Here is a 19,526-nt window from a genome sequence, read left to right as displayed (position 1 = left end):
TGAGAGACTGGCCGCGGAACGATCGCGAGACCACGAGGGGGCAGCGGGAGTATGCGGGGGATCTTCGGACGAGCGGCCCTGGCCGTCGGCATCAGCGTCGTCGTCGCGGCGGGGGTCACACCGATCGCCGCCGCGCAGCCGGCGCCGAGCGACGAACTCGACTGGGGGCCCTGCCCGGCCGAATACGAACTCGATCCGGCGTCCGAGCAGTGCGGGTCGGTCACCGTGCCCCGCAACTATGCGGATCCGGCCGCCGGCACGATCGACGTCCTCGTCACCCGCCACCGCGCCGAGGATCCCGCCGCGCGGCGAGGCGTGCTGTTCACCAATCCCGGTGGGCCGGGCGGAGACGCGATCGGCTCGAACAGCATGTTCGTCGACGTGCTGCCCGACGCCGTCCGCGCACAGTGGGACGTGATCGGTGTGCAACCGCGCGGTCTCCCGTACGCCGGTGCCGTCGACTGCGCCCTGTCCCCCGAGCAGACGACGGCGATGGGCCTCGGCTTCGGCGGCGCCGCAACGCGTGCCGCGTGCGAGTCCGCGGCGCCGGGCACCACGGCGCACCTGACGACCGAGAACACCGCGCGGGACTGGGAGCAGGTCCGGGCGGCACTCGGCGAGGACGTCATCGACATCTACGGCCTGTCCTACGGCACCATCCTCGGATCCACCTACGCGACGCTGTTCCCGCAGCACACCGGCCGGATGGTCCTCGATTCCGCGGTCGACCAGAAGTGGCTGTGGAACGACGTGCTGTGGCAGCAGAACGACGGTTACAAGGAACGCTTCTACGACCTCATGGACTGGGTCGCCGCCCACGACGACACGTACGGGCTCGGCGACACCCCGCTGAAGGTCTACCAGCGGTGGTCGGACCGGATCGTCGAGGAGGCGGGCGGCAACCCGACGCTCGCGCCGCCGCCCGCCCAGGTCGGTGACGTACCGCCCGGCCTGGAATCGCTCGCCGACGCCTACCGCGGCGGGGTCGATCTGACCGGGCCTGCCCGGGTCCAGTTCGAGGCCTTCATCCGTGGCATCGCAAATCCGTCGCACACCCAGACGTCGTCCAGCATCTACGTGATGACACGGCAACTGCTTCCCGCCCGGAACAACTGGCCGCTCCTGGCCCGGGTGGTCCGCGACGGACCCGGCGCGATCCCCGAGGGTGCCGGGCTGAACGACCTGACGGAGCAGGAGTACGCGCGACTGCTCCAGTCCCAGACGATGCAGACGCTCGTGCTGTGCAACGAGAACACCGTCGCGGCGCGGCCGGACCGCATCCCCGGCTGGCTGTTCTCCACGTTCGTCACCGGAGATCTCTTCGACCTCATCGGGTACGGCTACAGCTCCGGAACGTTCTGCGCCGGCGCGCCGCCCGTCGTCGCGCCGCCCGCGTTGAGCAACCGGGGGCTGGCGACGCCGCCGCTCGTCCTGCAGGGCCTGCGCGACCCGCAGACGCCCTATCAGGGCGGAGTTCGACTCGCCCACGACATGGGGGCGAACCTCGTCACCGTCGGGGGTGGAGATCACGGCGCCGGGATCCAGGGCGGCAACGCCGTCGTCGACCAGGCCGTCACCGAGTACCTCGAGACCGGGCACACGAACGTCACGGAGGCACCCGAGGCGCCGATCACCGCACCGCTGTGAACCCGGTCCGCGTCCGGACTGTCAGCGAACGTAGTCGGCTCCCGTGATGTCGACGGTGGCCCCGGTCGCGTGACGGGCACGACCGGACGCGAGGAACGCGATCGTCTCGGCCACGTCCTGCGGCGGTGTGACCTCGCCGAGGGGTAGCGCGGCGGCGGCGCCGCTGGTCACCGCGTCGTCGGCGAGATCGGTGGCCACCCATCCCGGTGCCACCGCGTACGCGAGGATGTCGTCGCCGGCGAAGCCGCGGGCGACACCTCGGGTGAGCGCCAGGATCGCGCCCTTCGCGGCACCGTACGCCAGATGGTCGGCGTCGTCACCCCGATGGGAGGAGCGGCTGGCGACGGTGACCACGGCGCCGCCGCCGTGTTCGCGGAAATGCGTGATCGCGTACCGGGTCAGATCGGCGGGCGCGGTGAGGTTCAAGGCGAGGTTGCGAGTCCACCCCTCGTTCCACTCGGACTCGTCGTCGATCGGGGACGCGATCCAGGCACCGGCGTTGTTGACCAGCACGTCGATCCGCCCGCACACACGCACCGCCTCCGCCCACACGTCGCGGGTGGCGGCGGGGTCGGTGAGGTCCCCCTGGACGAGGTGCACCCGAGTGCCGCCGAGTTCCTCGGCAAGGTTCTTCGCAGCGCGCTCATTCGACGCGTAGTGCACGACGACGGTGCCACCGTCACGGTGGATCACGCGGGCGGTGGCCGCACCGATACCCCGGGACGCACCGGTCACCAGGACAGCCCTTCCTGCGAGCGGACCTGCCGCGAGGATGTTCACGAGACAGCCTGCGCGCCGGTGATTTCCACGGCCGCACCGCAGAGGAACGGGGCCTCGTCCGACGCGAGGAACGCGACGAGCGCGGCGACCTCCTCGGGTCGCCCGATCCTCCCGAACGGGACCTTCGCGTCGAGATCGGCGACCGTCAGGCCCTTGCGGGCCAGGCCTGCCTCGAGCATCGGGGTACGAATCTCTCCGGGGCACACGGCGTTGACCCGGATGTTGTGCGGGGCGTAGTCGCGGGCGAGGTTCTGGGTGAAGGAGACCACCGCGGCCTTGGAGACGTTGTAGGCGACGTGCCCCGGGGCCGGGTACAGGCCCCACTGGGACGCGGTGTTGACGATGGCGCCCCCGCCTGCCCCGATCATCGTCGGCAGGACTGCGCGGCACAGGTGGAAGAGGGCGTCGACGTTCACGGCGAACGTGGCGGACCAGTCGTCCTCGGTCAGCGACAGAAGGTCGCCGCGGCGGTTGATGCCCGCGTTGTTCGCCAGGACGTCGATCCGGCCGTGGCTCTCGACGACGTCCGCGGCGAGTGCCGCGCACGCGTCGGGGTCGGTGACGTCGAAGACCCGGGCCTCGGCGAGCAGACCCCGCCCGGCGAGTTCGTCGGCGACGGCCTTGGCAGCTGCGTCGTCGGCGTCGCACACGAGGACGCGAGCGCCCTCGCCGGCGAACCGGGCGCTGATCGCGGCACCGATGCCGCCGCCGGCGCCGGTGACGATCACGACGTGGTCGTCGAACCTGCGAATGGTCTGGGTTGGGCTCATGGTCTAGCGGCTCCCGTTCGATCGGAGTGTCGGGGGGTGGTGCGGTCAGAACCGGACGGCGTCGATGAACTTGTTCAGCTCTTCGTTGTCGGACCTGGTGAACGCGAGTTCCGGCGTGGTGTTCACGGCGATCTCGCCGTCCTGGAAGAACACCAGGCGGTCGGCCGCCTTCGACGCGAAGGCCATGTCGTGGGTGACCAGTGCGATGGCGATGCCCTCCTCGGCCTTCAGGCGCCGCAGCACCTCGAGCACCTCGGCGGCCACCGGCGGGTCGAGCGCCGACGTGATCTCGTCGCACAGCAGCAGTCGCGGCTTCATCATCAACGCGCGGGCGATGGCGACGCGCTGGCGTTCACCGCCGGACAGCTGGGTGCACCGGCTGAGGATGTGCTGCTTCATCCCGACCTCCGCGAGCGCGGACTCGGCGCGGTCCCGTGCCTCCGAGCCGGACATGCCGAGCCGTTTGCGGGGCGCGAGGGTGAGGTTGTCGAGGACGTTCATGTGCGGCCAGAGGGTGTACGTCTGGAACACCATGCCGACGTGAAAGCTCTTGTCCGCCCACGCCTCGGTGCGCTGCTGGTCCTCGAAGACGCGGACGCCGTCGAAGTCGATGGTTCCCTCGTCGGGCTCGGTGAGACCGGCGAGCGCGCGCAGCATGGTGCTCTTGCCGGATCCGCTCTTGCCGATGATGACGGTGATGTCGCCGGCGTGCATGTCGAAGTCGACGTTGCGCATGATGGTGCGGCCGTGGAAGCTCTTCTGCAGGCCGCGGGCGGAGACGAGGACGCCGCCGATTTCGGTGTGGAACGGTGCGGTGGATTCGAGGGTTTTCATCGCTGGCCTCTGGTTCGGTTCGTGCGATCGGTGGGGGTGCGGTGGTCTGTCGTCATGCCGTCGCCACCCGTCGCCCGGGAATCATGCGGCTGAAGAAGCTCTGGCTGCCCGTTGCCCCGCGTGCCGAGTTCTGCTGCATGCGTCGTTCGAGATTGCTGGTGGCCAGGGAGACCGGGAACGCGACCGCGAAGTAGATCACCGCGGCGAGGGTGAAGACTTCCAGCGAACGGTACGTCTCGGACGAGATCGTGTTGGCGACGAACATCAGGTCCGCGACCGCGATCGTCGACACCAGGGCCGAATCCTTGAAGATCGAGATGTTCAGCGAGAGGATGACCGGCGTCTGCTGCCGAATCGCCTGGGGAACAATGATGTAGCGCAACTGCTGCAGTCGCGTCAGGCGCAGCATCTTGCCGGCTTCGACCTGCTCGACGGGCACTGCCTGGAATCCGCTTCGGTAGGCCTCGGCCATGAATGCGGTCAGGTTCGCCGACAGTGCGATGATCGCCGAGGTGAATCCGGAGATCGTCAGACCGGTGAGGGCGGGGAGTGCGTAGAAGATCCAGAAGAGCTGGACGAGCATCGGGGTGCACCGGAACACTTCGATGTAGGCCTGCGCCCCCCAGCGGACCAGTTCGATCTCCGACATCCGCGCGACCGCGACGGGCACGGCGAGGACCATGCTGATCGCGATGGTGACGACCGTGAGTTCGAGCGTGACGACCAGGCCCTCGAGCATCAGGGGAAACGCGTCGGCGACGATGGTCCAGTCGAATTCGTAGTTCATGGCTGCCGCCCCTACTTCTTGACCAGGTCGCCGAGATCGTCGATCTCGTGGTAGTCGACGTCGGCGTAGGCGCGGGCGAGTTGTCCGCTCTCGCGTGCACGCTCGATGGCGATGTTGATGATCTGCAGCGACCGCGTGTCGGTGTCGGCGGGGATACCGTACGCGGCCGACGCGGAGTAGATCGGCGGATTGGGCACGACGATCTTCAGGCTGGGATCGGCGAGGGTCTGGGCCTCGGCGGTCGGCAGATCGGCGAACTCCGCGATCACGCGACCTGCCTGGAGGGCGGAGAGCGCGTTGGAATAGTTGTCCACCGGCATGACGGTCAATCCTGTTTCCTGAACCGCCTTTTCAGGAGCGGAGCCCTGCGCGGTCGCGACGGCACCCCCGTCCGCCCTGATCTGTTCGGCGGTGGTGTGCGGCGAGTCGGCCTTCACCACGTACACCGCCTGGTACTCGTAGACCGGATCGGTGAACTGGATGGCCAGCGACCGTTCGACGGTGTAGTCGAGGTTGGCGGCGAAGTCGTAGCGATCGGCCTGCAGTCCCGCGACGATGTTCTTCCATTCGGCGGCCACCGGCTTCAGTTCCACCCCGAGTTGGTCCGCCAGCGCCCGCAGTGGGATGAGGTTCGGTCCCCCGAGCGTTCCGTCGGCGCCCTGGACGGTCATCGGCGCGGCGATTGCCACACCTACCCGCAGTTCCCCCCGATCCTTGATGTCGTCGATGAACGAGCCCTGCGGACCCCCGACGCCGCCGGACTCCGATCCGCTGCTCAGGCCGGCGCCGACGTAGCCGGATGCCGCGGCGACGACGCAGATACCGGCGACGCCGAGAACTCTCTTGGTGCTTTTTTGCATGACTGCCCTCTTCGTGTGCAGGGTGCAGGCGCCGTGGGGTGCGGCGGCACTGGGTCCGAATTCCGAGTTCGGTGAGGCGATTCGAGCGAAGCGCGTGTGTCTCCATGGCTCGGCTGGTGCGGAAGTCGGCGAAAGTGTGATCCACGCCGCATTTCCTCCTACGTAAGATTGTCAAACAATCAGACGGAGCGCAAGAGGTCGCGGAAGGTTTTCGAGACTTCGGTCGATCGGCGTCACCCGGACGAAACAAAACCATCGTGCGCAGAGGAGCCCACGGGCAGCTGAGCTGGGGATTGTCCGGTCGCGCCTGCGCCGGTGCGCGTCAGCCGACGGTGTGTAAATTTCGGGTTATCTCGGCGGCCGCAGCCTTCCGAAGGGGCCCGAAGCTCAGTCCGAGACCTCGGCGGCCGCCATCAGTGCGACGAGTTCTTCGGCGCTGTCGATGGTGTGCGCGACGAAAGCCGCCCGGATCTTGTCGAGGTTGCGCGTGCGAATCGCGTCGACCAGCCGCTCGTGGACCTCGAAGGCACGCTGAGGGTCCGACCGGGTGAACTGGTCCTGCGCGAGCGCGATCGTGATGTGGGCCTCGGTGACCGGCCACAGCTTCAGCAGCAGGTAGTTCTCCGACGCCGCCCAGATGCTGCGGTGAAATCGCAGGTGGGCATCGTGCTGGACGAGCGGGTCGGGGTCGAAGGCGAGCCGCGCGTACTCGCGCCAGCTGGCCATCACCATCTCGAGGCGTCGGCCGGAGCCGTCGGCGAGGATCGCGGTCATCGCCTGCATGTCGATCGCGACGCGCGCCTCGGCGATGTCGAGGAGGGCCTTGGCGTCGAGAGACGCCACCCGCAGGCCGCGGTACGGCTCCTGCACGAGCAGCCCCTCCTGGGCCAGCTGGTTGAGGGCTTCGCGGACGGTAGGCCTGCTCACGCTCAGCGAAGACGACAGCTGGGCCTCGGTGAGCTTCTCGCCGGGCTGCAGGGCGCCGAGCACGATCGCGCGCTTGATCTCGGCGATGACGCCGTCGCGGCGGGTGGTCGAGGCGACCGGCAGCAGCGCCGAGGCACTGCTCGGTGCGACTGCCGCCGTGCCGTCGGCCGTGGCCGGTGACTTCGCCATGATCCGCCTTGTCGAGTGGGGACTTCCTTGAAACCCATTATGCATATTGCCTGACAATCCCGGACCTGGGACCCATATGGACGTAGAGAAGCCCCGTTCGATCACGGGAGGGACGCCAATTTTCCCCAGCCGTTGACAGCGGGTCGACGGAGTGCTTAGTGTTGCCCATCACAAGCGCAGATTGTCTGACAAACTGCATCTCACATTTTTCGCGACCCACCGGTTGCATCGAAGCGCCGGTCGGCGCTGTCAGGAGGCTGAAGACATCATGCGAATCGTTGTTGTCGGAGGTGGTGTCGTCGCCTTGGCGAGTGCGTACCGTCTCGCCAAGGCCGGCTGCGAGGTCGTCGTACTGGAAGCCCGGACCGCGGGGTCGGCCGCCACCCACGGGAATGCCGCGAAGATCGCGCTGGCCGAGAGCGGGCCGGTCCCGGCGCCGGGCGTCATCCTGCAGGGACTGCGGTGGATGCTCAAGCCCGACAGCCCGCTCTACGTGAAGCCTTCGGTGGCACCGGATTTCATCAAGTTCATGCTGACGATGGCGCGGCACTGTAACGCCCGGGACTTCCGTTTCGGGCTGGAGACACACCTGCGGCTGGCGTCCGACGCGAACGACCTGCTCGACGAATACACCAAGGACGGCATCGAATTCGAGATGCACAAGGCCGGTGTACTGCTGGCGTTCGAGACCCGGGAGCGCTACGAGGAGCACTGCGGATCCCTGCAGATCTTCGAGGGCTTCGGCATGCACCCGACCCACCTGGACAGCGACGGCGTCCAGGAAACCGAGCCCGCGCTCAACCACCGGATCAAGCACGGCCTCTTCTTCGCCGACGACCGCCAGCTCGAACCGGACTCCCTCACCCGTGCGCTGGTCAAGCGCTGCGAGGAACTCGGGGTGCAGATCCGGGAGAACACCAAGGTGGGCCGGTTCCTGCGCCGGGGCTCCACCGTGACCGGTGTCGTCACCGACACGGGCGAGCAGATCGACGGCGACGCGCTGCTGCTCGCGGCAGGCGTGTGGAGTGGCCCGCTGTCGAAGGAACTCGGCGCCCCGATGCCGATCCGTCCGGGCAAGGGCTACAGCGTCGACTACAGTCCGGCGCCGATCAAGCTGAACACCTCCCTGACACTCGAGGACGCCCGCGTGGCGGTCACCCCGCTCGACGGCATGATCCGGCTCGCCGGAACCATGGAGTTCGGCGGCTTCGAGGAGAGCGTGAACCAGACCCGGGTCGCCGCCATCCAGCGTGCGGCCGCCGAGAACTTCGACGGCTGGGACAACCCGCCCGGAGCGGCGGCGCCGTGGGCGGGACTGCGTCCGATGACCCCGGACGGCCTGCCGATCGTCGGCAAGTTCGGGAACCTCGACAACGCCTACATCGCCTCCGGGCACGGCATGCTGGGCCTGACTCTGGCGCCGGGTACCGCCGAGATCATCACCGAAACCATTGTCAATCATCGTGTTCCGGAGATCGCCACCTCGATTTCGCCCAACCGCTTCCTATCCCGGCGCGCCCTGCGCCGCGCCTGATCGGCCGTCTCGGCAGGCGCCTTCCGAGAAAGAAACCTCACGCCATGACGATCGCACAACCGGCTACCGGCACCGGCGTCGTCCGCGGTCTGCAGCCGATCAGCAGCGGCACGCGCCGGGAAGAAGTGGCCGACTCGATCCGCCGGGCCCTCCTGACGGGGGAACTGCAACCCGGCCAGCGGATCAAGGAAGTCGAACTCGCCGCCGTCCTCGGCGTCAGCAGGCCCACCCTGCGCGAAGCAGTGCACGTGCTGATTCACGAGGGAACCCTGATCCAGGAGCCGTACAAGGGGATTCGGGTGGCGCAGACCAGCCCGCACGCGTTGCTCGACCTCGCCGAGGTCCGTGTCTCGCTGGAGACCACGGCGGCGCAACGGCTGGCCGCCGACCCCACCCGCGGCGGACTCGACACCCTGCGGCAGGCACTCGACGCCCACCGAACGGCGATCGCCTCCGGCGACGTGGTGGCGTCCGACCTGACGCACCTCGAGTTCCACCGCACGCTGTGGCTGGCGTCGGGCAACGAGATGCTGATCAAGATCTGGCCTCTCGTGGCGGCGCAGATCCGCATGGCCATGACGGTCGACCAGGCCACCCGTTACGACCCCGACCGCGACCTCGCCATGCACGCCCGGCTGGTCGACGTCATCGAACTGGGGGACCCCGACATCATCCGGGCCGAAGTGACCCGGCACATCCGAAGCAGCGCAGAAGAAGTCGTCTCGATCATCGGCGACTCCGACCACCCCTGACACACAAGGAGACAATTCATGAGCACGCAGTTCAGCGGAATCCTCGCCGCGGTCGTCACCCCGTTGACCGCCGACGGATCGGCCGTCGACCCCGACGGCATCAAGCGTCAGGCCGAGCACATCATCGGCGGCGGTATCAACGGCCTCGTCCCCGGCGGTAGCACCGGTGAGTTCACGACCCTGTCCACCGACGAACGCAAGCGGGCGACGGAGCTGTACATCGAGGCCGCGGCGGGCCGGGTCCCCGTCGTCGCCGGCACCGGCGCACTGAGCACCGCCGAGACCGTCGAGCTGAGCAAGCACGCCGCCGACGCCGGCGCCGCCGCGGTGATGATCGTCCCGCCGTTCTACGACACCCCGTCCTGGGACGAACTGCTGACGCACTACAGCGCGGTGTCCGACGCGGTCGACATCGACATCATGTACTACAACCTCCCCTCCGCCACCGGGGTGGACCTGGCGCCGGCGCAGTTCGCCGAACTGGCACGCAAGACCCGCGTCAACTCCTACAAGGACACCGGCGGAGACGCGGCGAAGTTCGCGTCCGTGCTGAACCACCACGCCGCGGACATCACCGCGCTGAACGGCTGGGACACCCTCTCGTTCGCCGGGCTCGCCGCAGGCGCGAAGGCGTCGGTGTGGGGGACCGCGAGCGTCATCCCGCAGCTGTGCGCGGACTTCTTCGACGCCCTCGCCGTCCGCGGCGATCTGGTTGCCGCCCGGGAACTGTGGACGAAGATCTTCCCGATCTGCGAATTCCTCGAAACACACAACTACGCTTGCGCTATCAAGACCGGCCTCGAGCTCGTCGGCCAGGACGCGGGCCCGACCCGCCGCCCGGTGCTGCCACTGGCACCGGAGTTCCGGGACGAGTTCCGCCGCCTCCTCGTCGCGGCCGGCGTCAGCGTCGTCGAGAACTAGAACCGAAGGACGAGACCGTGATCCCCAGGCAGACCATCAACGCCGTCGACGTCCACGCCGCCGGCGAGCCCGGACGGGTGCTCATCGGCAGCCACCTGCACGTCAAAGGCGCCACCATGGCCGACCGGCTGCAGTACTGCCGTGAGCACCTCGACGATCTGAGGTTGCTGATGCTGCACGAGCCGCGCGGCTATCCCGGACTGTGCGCCGTCCTGGTGCTGCCCCCGGTCAACCCGGACAGCGACTTCGGCATGGTGGTGCTCGAACAAGGGGGATTCCGGCCGATGTCCGGGAGCAACCTCATCTGCGCCGTCACCGCGCTCCTGGAGACCAGCACCCTGCCGGTGCAGGAGCCGGTGACGAAGCTGAAGGTCGACACCGCCGTCGGTGTCGTGCACGTGCGCGCCGACATCGCCGGCGGCAGGGTCGTGCGGGTCACCTTCGACAACGTCCCCGCGTTCGCCGTGGCCATCGACCATCCGCTCGAGTTGCCCGAATACGGCACCGTCCCGGTGGACATCGTCTTCGGCGGGCAGTTCTTCGTCCAGGCCAAGGCCGCCGACCTCGGTGTCGAACTGGTGCCCGGCGCCGCGAAGGACCTGGCCCGCGCCGGGGCCGTGCTGCGCACCGTCGCGCAACGCGATGTCGCGGTCCGGCACCCGTTCAACCCGGACATCGACCACGTCGCACTGACGATGATCCACGGCCCGTCCCCGACCCCGGGGGTCTCCGGGCGCAACACCGTCGTCCTGCCCAACGGCACCGTCGACCTCGACGACCCGACGACGTGGACCGGCGCGCTGGACCGGTCGCCGTGCGGCACCGGCACCTGCGGGCGGATGGCCGCCAAGCACGCGCGCGGCGAACTGGCGCTCGGAGAGCAGTTCGTCCACGAGAGCCTGCCCGGCACCACGTTCACCGGCACACTCACCGACATCACCGACGTCGGACCGCACCGGGCGGTGCTGCCGTCGGTCAGCGGTCGCGGCTGGATCACCGGGTTCAACCAGTACGTCCTCGACGCGGACGACCCGTTTCCGCGCGGCTACACCCTGGGCGACCTGTGGGGCCCGGAGTCCCAGGGCGACGACGCCCGGCAACTACTCGACCAACTCGATCTGGAGAATTGATGACCACCCACGAGAAGCTGCAGTTCATCGCCGGGGAACGCCGGCACGGCAGCTCCGACACGGAGCTGACGATCATCGACCCGTCCACCGGTGAGCCGATCACCACCGGCCTGGCCGCGGCCACCGGGGATGTCGACGCCGCCGTCGCGGCCGCTCGCGCCGCGTTCCCGGGCTGGTCCCGCACCACGCCCGCCGAACGCTCGGACATCATGCTGCGCTGGGCCGAGGTCCTGCGGTCCCGCAGCACGGAGCTGACCGCCCTGGAGAGCCGCAACGGCGGCAAGGCGATCAAGCTGGCCGACGGTTTCGACATCCCCGGGGTCATCGATAACGTCACGTTCTTCGCCACCACCGCCCGCAATCTGGAGGGCAAGGCGAGCGGGGAGTACTCCGGCGATCACACCTCGTCGATCCGGCGCGAGCCGATCGGCGTCGTCGGGTCGATCTCGCCGTGGAACTACCCGCTGCAGATGGCCGCCTGGAAGATCCTGCCCGCGGTCGCCGCAGGCAACACCATCGTCCTCAAGCCCTCCGAGCTCACCCCGCTGACGTCGCTGCTCTTCGCCGAGACCGCGAAGGAAGCCGGCGTGCCGGACGGCGTCGTCAACATCCTCACCGGAGCCGGACGGATTGCCGGACAGGCTCTGATCGAGCATCCCGATGTGGACATGGTCTCGTTCACCGGGTCGACGCCGGTCGGCAAGCAGGTCGCCGCGGCCGCGGCCGGCAGCGTCAAACGGGTCCATCTGGAACTCGGCGGCAAGGCACCGTTCGTGGTGTTCGACGACGCCGACATCGAGGCGGCCGCCCGCGGCGCCGTCGCCGGTTCGCTGATCAACGCGGGCCAGGACTGCACCGCCGCCACCCGCGCCTACGTCCAGCGTCCGCTCTACGAGAACTTCGTCCGGCGGGTCGCCGAACTGATGGACGAGGTGAAGGTCGGCCCCGCCGACGACACCGACACCGACATGGGTTCGCTGATCTCCTTGAAGCAGCGCGACCAGGTCGCGGCGATGGTCGACCGGGCCCGCGACTCCGGCGCGAAAGTGGTTCGCGGCGGCCGTATCCCGAAACACACCCCGACCGCGGGCGCGTACTACGAGCCGACGCTGATCGTCGACGCGACGCAGGACTCCGAGATCGTCCAGCAGGAGATCTTCGGCCCCGTCCTGGTCGTACTGCCGTTCGACACCGACGACGAGGCCATCACCCTCGCCAACGACACCCCCTACGGCCTCGCCGCATCCGCCTGGACGCAGAACGTGTACCGGGCGCAGCGGGCCACCCGGGAAATCCAGGCCGGGTGCGTGTGGGTCAACGACCACATCCCGATCATCAGCGAGATGCCGCACGGCGGCTACAAGGCCTCCGGATTCGGCAAGGACATGTCCACCTACTCGTTCGACGAGTACACCAACGTCAAGCACGTCATGTCCGACATCACCGGAGAGGCACACAAGGGCTGGCACGACCTCATCTTCGGCAGACACTGACCCCGAACACTTTTCAGCAACCCACCGGGGCGGGGTCGATCTCTTCTGCCGAGGAGGTCGACCCCCGGACACGATGGTCCCCGGCGCCCGCCGAAACCTCACGCCAATGAGAGCGGGCACCTGAATCCCCAAGGAGGATTCACATGAGCACATTACCGGATTCACCTTCTGCGCCCGGGTCCCCGGACGCTCCCGATCACAAACTGAAGAGAACCCTCGGGCTCTGGCAGCTGACGTTGCTGGGGGTCAGCACGCAGATCGGCTCCGGCTGGTTGTTCGCGGTGCTGTCGTCGGCGTCGGTCGCAGGCCCGGCCGCCATCCTGTCGTGGATCCTCGGCGCGGGCCTGTTCATCGTCGTGTCGCTGACCTGGATCGAACTGGGCACCCTGTTCCCGAGATCGGGTGGGATCGTGCGCTATCCGGCGCTCTCTCACGGTGCATTCGCCGGGTGGATCACCGGCTGGGGATACTGGATCGGGACCGTCTGCCTGCCCGCCATCGAAGCGCAGGCCGTCCTGACCTATCTCGGTGGCCGCTTCCCCCATCTCGGCCTGGTGAAGGTGGAGCAGGGCACCACCATCCTCGCCTGGCCGAACGGAATACTCTGTGGCATCGGCATTCTCGCGATCTTCTTCGTCCTCAACCTGTTCGGCGTGAAACTGCTGGCGAAGGTCAACACGTATGTGACGATGTGGAAGCTCGTCGTCCCGTGCCTGACGTTCCTCCTGTTGTTCTTCGCGTTCAACTCGAGCAACCTCACCGTCGGCGGCGGCTTCCTCCCCACCGGCGCGGGCGGCATCGTGCACGCTCTCGCGATCGGCGGGATCGCGTTCGGCTACCTCGGCTCCCGGCAGGTGCTCGACTACGGCGGGGAGGCGCGAAACCCCAAGCGCGACATCCCCTTGGCGATCGTGCTCTCCATCCTCATCCCGATGGTCGTGTACATCGGCCTGCAGATCGGCTTCCTCGGCGCACTCGACTGGTCCGACGCCGGGATCTCCGTCGGAGACTGGGCGGGTCTGCGGACCAGCGACTGGGCGTCGGCCCCGCTGTTCCAGGCTCTCGGCGCGGCCGGATTCGGCGCCTTCGCCACCGTCCTGCTGATCGACGCCGCCATCTCCCCGGCGGGCAACGGCTGGGTCACCCTCGGCAGTGCCGCCCGGGCCTCGTTCGCGTTCGGCATAGACAAGTACGCGCCGAAGGGTCTCGCCAAGGTGAACCGGTACGGCATCCCGTGGGTGTCGCTCGTGGTCGCGATCGTGGTCAGCGCGCTCTTCATGCTCCCGTTCCCGAGCTGGTACCAGCTGGTGTCGGTGGTGTCGGTCTGCCTGGTGCTGAGCTACCTGATGGGCAGCGCGATCGCACCGGTGCTCCGCAAGACCGCACCCCACGCGGACCGCACCTGGCGGCTGCCCGCAATCGGTTTCTGGGCGCCCGCCGGCTACGCGGCAGGCCTGTTCATCGTCTACGCCGCAGGCTTCGCGTCCCTCGCGCAGCTCCTGGTCATCGCATTCGCCGGGGTGAGCATCTACGGCGCCTACACGTCGGTGAACCACGGCTGGGTTCGCAGGCCCGCCGGGTGGTCCATCTCGGCGGTGTTCCTGGTCGTGTGGATCTACGTCAGTTCCCGCGGCGGATGGTTCATGAACACCACCGAGGTGCAGCGGGCCGGCAGCTGGTCGTTCCCGGTCTACTTCGCGGCGATGACCGCGGCACTGCTGGCCTTCGTGCTCGCGCTGCGGGTGGTGAGCACTCCGGCCGGCCGTCGTCACCTCGACGCCGGTGTCTGGCTGATCGCCACCCTCCTCGCGACGCTGCTGGTGTCCTACTACGGCGAATTCGGTCCTCTCGACGAACCGCCGCTCGCCGACTACTGGGACCTGCTGGTCGTGATCACGCTGGCCCTGGTCAGTTACGTGTGGGCCGTCCGCAGCGGTTTCCACACCGAACAACTCGACGCCGCGCTCGCCGACTCCGGATTAGCGGTCGAACCCGCCGCACCCACCCGCACACCGGCACACCGGGCGACACCGGTCGCCGCCGTGCACGGACAGGAGGTCAACTCGTGAAGGTTCTCGTCGTCGGAGGCACCGGCCGCATCGGCACGGCGGTGGTGGACGCCCTGACACCCGACCACGACGTCGTCGTCGCATCCCGCTCCACCGAGGTCGCGGTCGACCTCCGGGATGCCGCGTCCGTCACCGCGCTGTACGAACGGGTCGGGACGGTGGACGCGGTGGTCAGCACCGCGGGTGTCACCCCGTTCCCTGCCTTCGGCGACACCACGACCAGCGACTTCCGGCAGGGTTTCGACGACAAATTGCTCGGGCAGATCGAACTGGTCCTGCGCGGGCTGCCGTTCGTCGCCGACGGCGGCTCGTTCACCCTGGTCACGGGGGTGCTCGCCCGCGAACCCATTCGCTCGGGTGTGGTCGCGTCGACCGTCAACGGGGCCCTGGAGGCGTTCGTGAAAGCGGCCGCAGCCGAACTTCCGCGCGGCATCCGCATCAACGCGGTCAGCCCGAGCGTCGTCACCGAAGCACTCGACGTCTACGGCGACTTCTTCCCCGGATTCGCGCCCGTTCCCGCCGCCGACGTCGCGCGCGCGTTCGTCAAATCGGTGGCCGGGATCCACACCGGCCGCGTCTACGAACTGGGGTAACGGCAGCAGCCGTCAAACCTCACAATCTGGACCTCAGAGGCGCTCCGGAACTGGCACTGTGCTCCCCACCGCACCCTCCATACAGTGTTGTGCATCACATCAACAGTTCAGTTCGCGGTGGATCGTCTCCTCTTTCTCCGCCGGCACTGTTCTCCGTTCCAACCGCCGGTGATCCGACCCGGATCGCGATGGCGACCTGACGTTTCCGGTCAGCGCACAGTGGAGGAAAACGTGACTGCAACACCACCCCCGGCCCAATCCCAGGACTCCGGTCTCGGGAAGGGTCTGAAGAAGCGGCACATGAATCTCATCGCCCTGGGCGGCGTGATCGGTGCCGGATTGTTCGTCGGCAGCGGTGTCGTCATCGAGAGCGCGGGCCCGGCGGCGATCGTGTCGTTTCTCATCGCGGGGGTCATCACGCTCCTGATCATGCGGATGCTGGCGGAGATGGCCGTGGCCAAGCCGGTGGTCGGATCGTTCTACGTGTACGCCAGGGAAGCGCTCGGCAATCGCGCCGGATTCTCCGTCGGCTGGATGTACTGGTACTTCTTCGTCATCGTCGTCGCCGTCGAAGCCATCGCCGGTGGCCGAATACTCCAGCTCTACCTGCCGTCCGCGCCGCTGTGGATCCTCAGCCTCGGCCTTCTCGTCATCCTGACCTGCACCAATCTGGTGTCGGCCCGGTCGTTCGGCGAGTTCGAGTACTGGTTCTCGTCGATCAAGGTGATCGCGATCGTCCTCTTCCTCGGTCTGGGTGCCCTGTGGATCACCGGACTGTGGCCGGATTCGACCCCCGGGGTGGCGAACCTCGTCGATCACGGCGGATTCGCTCCGCTCGGCTGGGGCGCGGTACTCGCCGCGGTCGTTCCCTGCGTCGCCTTCTTCACCGGCGCCGAGATCGTGACCATCGCGGCCGCCGAGTCCGCGGAACCCAAGAAGGCCGTCGCCCGGGCGATGCGCTCCATCGTGGTCCGGATCATCACGTTCTACGTCGGATCCATCTTCGTGGTCGTCGCCGTGGTGCCGTGGAGCGCCGAAGCCGTCGGCGTCAGCCCCTACGCGGCGGCCCTGTCCGCCCTGCACATTCCCGGGGTGGCCACGATCATGAACGTCGTCATCCTCACCGCGGTGCTGTCCTGCCTGAACTCCGCCCTGTACACGTCCTCGCGGATGCTCTTCGCCCTCACCCGCAACGGCGACGCCCCGCACATGTTCACCCGCCTGTCGGGTGGCGGAGTGCCCCGGCGCGCCATCCTCGCCGGGACGGTGATCGGATACGCCTCGGTGATCGCCGCGTTCGTCTCCCCGGATCTCGTGTTCTCGTTCCTGGTCAACTCGTACGGCGCCGTGGCGCTCTTCGTCTACCTCATGATCGCGATCTCCCAGGTCGCGCTCCGCCGGAAGCTGGAGGCGCAGGATCCCGGGGCCCTCACCCTGAAGATGTGGCTGTTCCCCTGGCTCAGCTACGCGACCATCGCGCTGATGGGGACGGTGATCGCGGCCATGGCCGTGCTCCCCACCACCCGTTCGCAGTTCTGGCTGAGTGTGGTGACTCTGGCCTTCATCCTGATCGGCTACGAGTTCCGCCGGCGCAGCCGCACCAGCGCCGAACGCCTCGACACCGTCACCCCGCCCGCGGAACCGGCCGCCGAACCCGCCGCCACGGGTGTCGAAGCGGAACAACTCGTCGGAATCGTGACGCGCGAACAACACTGACACACGCCTTGTCGAAGAGGGGCAGGGACCGCACCGGCGGTCCCTGCCCCTCTTTTGTGCCCCCGATGCCACATCGGCTTTTTCCGGCACGACCCGCCGCGAATCGGGGCACACTTGCAGAAGACCTCGGCGGAGGAGGACACCGTGTTCCACCGCGGAGACGACGTCGTCACCGAAGAACACTCGCTCGACGAGTCGCTGCTCGTCGAGCCCGACTCCCGGCGCCGGCCGTGGCGGGAATTCCTCGTCTCGACCCCGGGACGGCTGTCCGTGCTGGGAATCGTGCTCGTCACCGCGGCGCTGGCGACCGGGGCGGTCACGTCGGCGGCGATCGGCGCCCGGCAACAACGCATCGAGACGCTGCGGACGCACACCGAACCCCTCACCTACGCGGCCGAACGGCTCTACAGTTCGCTGTCCATCGCCGACGCCGCGGCGGCCACGTCGTTCATCTCGGGCGGCGTCGAGCCGATCGCCGTCCGCAATCGGTACAACCAGGCGATCGGGGACGCGTCGAATGCGCTGGTCACCGCGTCGAACGGGGTCGACTCGACCGACGCCGCCGCCCTCGCCCAGTTGTCCGAGGTGTCCCGGAACCTCGCCGCGTACACCACCCTGGTCGCGACGGCCCGCGCCAACAACCGATCGGGCAACCCGGTCGGCGTCGCCTATCTCAGCGACGCGTCCTCGATGATGCAGGACACGATCCTGCCCGCCGCCGAGCGTCTGTACTCGGAGCAGTCGAGGGCCGTCGCCGACACTCAAGTCCTCACCGGGCGGCTCCCCAGAGTCGCGTTCGCCGCCACCGTCGCCCTGCTCGTCGCGCTCCTCCTCGCGCAGGTGTACCTGGCGCGCAAGAGCAAACGCCGCATCAACCCCGGCCTCGTCGTCGCGTCCCTGCTCGCCGCCACCCTCCTGGTCTGGCTGGCCGGCGCCACCCTGGTCTCCACCGCGGCCACTGATCGGGCGAGAACCGAAGGGGCGCAACCACTCGCGACGATCACCCAGGCGAGGATCCTCGCTCAGCAGGCCCGGGCGGACGAGACCCTCGCGCTGCTGCAGCGTGGCTCCGACGAACAGTCCGAGATCGACTACGCCCACCGCTCCGCCGCGCTGGCCGAGGTCCTCGCGGGCCTGCAGGGCGGTTCTCACGAACCGGACGCCACGCAACCGATCGACGAGGCGGTGACGGCACTCGGCGACTGGCGGCACGCGCACGACATGCTGGAGCAGAGGCTGGAGGTGGGGGACTACCCGGGGGCGACGGCCGTCGCGATCGGCCCCGCGGACTCCGCGTCTCCCGCGACGTTCGCGGCCCTCGACGAGGCGCTGCAGCACGGTATCGACAGCTTCCGCGGCGAGGAAGTCGACGGAATGACCGAGTCCTTTCGCTCGTTGTCGCTGCTCGCGGTGGGTAGCATGGTGATCGGCGTGCTCTGCGGGTTCGCCGTCGGTGGGGGGATCTGGCCCAGACTGAACGAGTACCACTGATGACGCGGGTGAGGCGACCGAGACGGCGCACGTGCCCGCGCGCCCTCATCCTTTCGGCCGCCGCGGCCACCGTTCTCGCGGCCGGATGCGCCGCCCCGCAACCCCTCACTCCCATCGCCAGCGGTGATTACTCCGAACAGCCGTTGACGAACGGGCTTCAGATCCATCCGCCGACCGGCGACGTGCCCGCGGAACCACCCGCACCCGACTCCTGCGGCGCGCTGGCGAGCCTCCGCCCGGTCACCGCGCCGGACGTCCGGGCGCCGGGAAGCGCGCTGGCCGAGATCACCGCGCGCGGCAGGCTCGTCGTCGGGATCGACCAGAACACCAACCTGTTCAGTTTCCGGGACCCGACGACCGGCATGCTGATGGGATTCGACGTCGACGTCGCGGGTGAGATGGCGCGGGACCTGTTCGGCGACCCCGGCAGGGTCGAGTTCCGCCTGCTCACGTCCGGCGACCGTTTCGACGCCCTCGAGAAGAAGGCCGTGGATCTCGTCGTCAAGAGCACGACGATCACGTGTGAACGGTCCGAGCGCGTCGCCTTCTCCACCGTGTACTTCCAGGCGTACCAGCGACTGCTGGTGCCGAAGGTCTCCGGTATCTCCGGCCCGGAGGATCTGGCGGGCAAGCGCGTCTGCACCGTCGCCGACACCACCTCACTGGACACCGTTCGCCGGGTGCAGCCCGAGGCCACGATCGTGACGGTGCCCGACTGGGACGACTGCCTCGTGACGCTCCAGCAGCGTCGGGCCGACGCCGCGAGCACCGACGACTCCATCCTGGCCGGGCTCGCCGAGCAGGATCCGAATCTGGAGATCGTCGGCCCGCCGCTGCAGTCGGAGCCGTACGGTATCGGGGTCAACAAGGGCAACGAGGATCTGGTGCGCTTCGTGAACGGGACGCTGGATCGGATGCGCGCAGACGGAACGTGGATGAGGCTCTACGACAGCTGGCTGACGGTACTCGGACCCGTCACGGGACCGCCGACCGCCACCTACCGGGACTGAGGTGTCACCGACCGTGAGCGACG

At 68.4% G+C, this 19,526-nt stretch carries 17 protein-coding genes; 11 read left to right on the top strand and 6 right to left on the bottom strand.

All coding sequences use genetic code 11. From position 1 onward, the window contains the following. Positions 1–51: 51 nt before the first annotated feature. Entirely contained in the window at positions 52–1,647 is a 1,596-nt protein-coding gene (locus tag BLV94_RS28310; protein ID WP_072942503.1) for an alpha/beta fold hydrolase, read from the top strand. Positions 1,648–1,668: 21 nt separating this feature from the next. On the opposite strand, the gene BLV94_RS28305 is transcribed toward BLV94_RS28310, so the two are convergent. From BLV94_RS28305 to BLV94_RS28280, 6 genes are all read right to left on the bottom strand, one after another. Next, positions 1,669–2,427, bottom strand: a complete 759-nt coding sequence (locus BLV94_RS28305) for an SDR family NAD(P)-dependent oxidoreductase (RefSeq protein WP_072942505.1) — start codon at positions 2,425–2,427, stop codon at positions 1,669–1,671. Next, positions 2,424–3,197 carry an SDR family NAD(P)-dependent oxidoreductase gene (locus tag BLV94_RS28300; RefSeq protein WP_208613717.1) on the bottom strand — a complete coding sequence of 258 codons (774 nt, stop codon included), beginning with the start codon at positions 3,195–3,197 and terminating at the stop codon, positions 2,424–2,426. Before BLV94_RS28300 ends, BLV94_RS28305 begins: the two co-directional genes overlap by 4 nt. Positions 3,198–3,242: 45 nt before the next feature. Beyond that, a complete protein-coding gene (locus tag BLV94_RS28295) occupies positions 3,243–4,031 on the bottom strand; it encodes an amino acid ABC transporter ATP-binding protein (protein ID WP_072942507.1) in 789 nt (262 codons plus the stop codon). A 52-nt stretch (positions 4,032–4,083) separates the two neighbouring features. Next, the gene (locus tag BLV94_RS28290) at positions 4,084–4,818 is read right to left on the bottom strand and encodes an amino acid ABC transporter permease (protein WP_072942509.1); all 735 of its coding nucleotides are present in this window, start codon (positions 4,816–4,818) and stop codon (positions 4,084–4,086) included. A gap of 11 nt (positions 4,819–4,829) precedes the next feature. Continuing rightward, on the bottom strand, positions 4,830–5,678 hold the full coding sequence (locus tag BLV94_RS28285) for a substrate-binding periplasmic protein (protein WP_072942510.1): 849 nt from the start codon (positions 5,676–5,678) through the stop codon (positions 4,830–4,832). Between the two features lie 387 nt (positions 5,679–6,065). Continuing rightward, positions 6,066–6,794, bottom strand: a complete 729-nt coding sequence (locus BLV94_RS28280) for a GntR family transcriptional regulator (protein ID WP_083395689.1) — start codon at positions 6,792–6,794, stop codon at positions 6,066–6,068. Between the two features lie 268 nt (positions 6,795–7,062). Here BLV94_RS28280 and BLV94_RS28275 point away from each other — a divergent pair, with 268 nt between their 5' ends. The 10 genes from BLV94_RS28275 to BLV94_RS28230 all read left to right on the top strand — a co-directional run bounded on the left by BLV94_RS28275 (position 7,063) and on the right by BLV94_RS28230 (position 19,503). Then, positions 7,063–8,328: an NAD(P)/FAD-dependent oxidoreductase gene (locus BLV94_RS28275; RefSeq protein WP_072942512.1), complete on the top strand. Its 1,266-nt coding sequence runs from the start codon at positions 7,063–7,065 to the stop codon at positions 8,326–8,328. A 44-nt stretch (positions 8,329–8,372) separates the two neighbouring features. After that, positions 8,373–9,080, top strand: a complete 708-nt coding sequence (locus BLV94_RS28270; protein ID WP_072942513.1) for a GntR family transcriptional regulator — start codon at positions 8,373–8,375, stop codon at positions 9,078–9,080. An 18-nt stretch (positions 9,081–9,098) separates the two neighbouring features. Beyond that, positions 9,099–10,001 (top strand): dihydrodipicolinate synthase family protein, encoded by a 903-nt coding sequence (locus BLV94_RS28265; RefSeq protein WP_072942515.1) that lies wholly within the window; start codon positions 9,099–9,101, stop codon positions 9,999–10,001. Between the two features lie 17 nt (positions 10,002–10,018). Then, complete coding sequence (locus BLV94_RS28260; RefSeq protein WP_072942516.1) at positions 10,019–11,131, top strand: proline racemase family protein; 1,113 nt, start codon at positions 10,019–10,021, stop codon at positions 11,129–11,131. Further along, positions 11,131–12,624, top strand: a complete 1,494-nt coding sequence (locus tag BLV94_RS28255) for a gamma-aminobutyraldehyde dehydrogenase (RefSeq protein ID WP_083395688.1) — start codon at positions 11,131–11,133, stop codon at positions 12,622–12,624. Before BLV94_RS28260 ends, BLV94_RS28255 begins: the two co-directional genes overlap by 1 nt. 143 nt (positions 12,625–12,767) lie before the next feature. After that, the gene (locus tag BLV94_RS28250; protein ID WP_072942518.1) at positions 12,768–14,693 is read left to right on the top strand and encodes an APC family permease; all 1,926 of its coding nucleotides are present in this window, start codon (positions 12,768–12,770) and stop codon (positions 14,691–14,693) included. Next, positions 14,690–15,286, top strand: a complete 597-nt coding sequence (locus BLV94_RS28245) for a short chain dehydrogenase (protein ID WP_072942519.1) — start codon at positions 14,690–14,692, stop codon at positions 15,284–15,286. The genes BLV94_RS28250 and BLV94_RS28245 overlap by 4 nt, the downstream gene beginning before the upstream one ends. Positions 15,287–15,586: 300 nt before the next feature. Further along, a complete protein-coding gene (locus BLV94_RS28240) occupies positions 15,587–17,002 on the top strand; it encodes an amino acid permease (RefSeq protein ID WP_244163858.1) in 1,416 nt (471 codons plus the stop codon). Between the two features lie 144 nt (positions 17,003–17,146). After that, a complete protein-coding gene (locus tag BLV94_RS28235) occupies positions 17,147–18,493 on the top strand; it encodes a hypothetical protein (protein ID WP_083395939.1) in 1,347 nt (448 codons plus the stop codon). Then, on the top strand, positions 18,493–19,503 hold the full coding sequence (locus tag BLV94_RS28230) for a glutamate ABC transporter substrate-binding protein (protein WP_072942523.1): 1,011 nt from the start codon (positions 18,493–18,495) through the stop codon (positions 19,501–19,503). Before BLV94_RS28235 ends, BLV94_RS28230 begins: the two co-directional genes overlap by 1 nt. Positions 19,504–19,526: the final 23 nt, after the last annotated feature.

Source organism: Rhodococcus koreensis (assembly GCF_900105905.1).
Taxonomy (GTDB): Bacteria; Actinomycetota; Actinomycetes; order Mycobacteriales; family Mycobacteriaceae; genus Rhodococcus_F; species Rhodococcus_F koreensis.
This window is presented reverse-complemented; position numbering and strand designations above follow the sequence as displayed.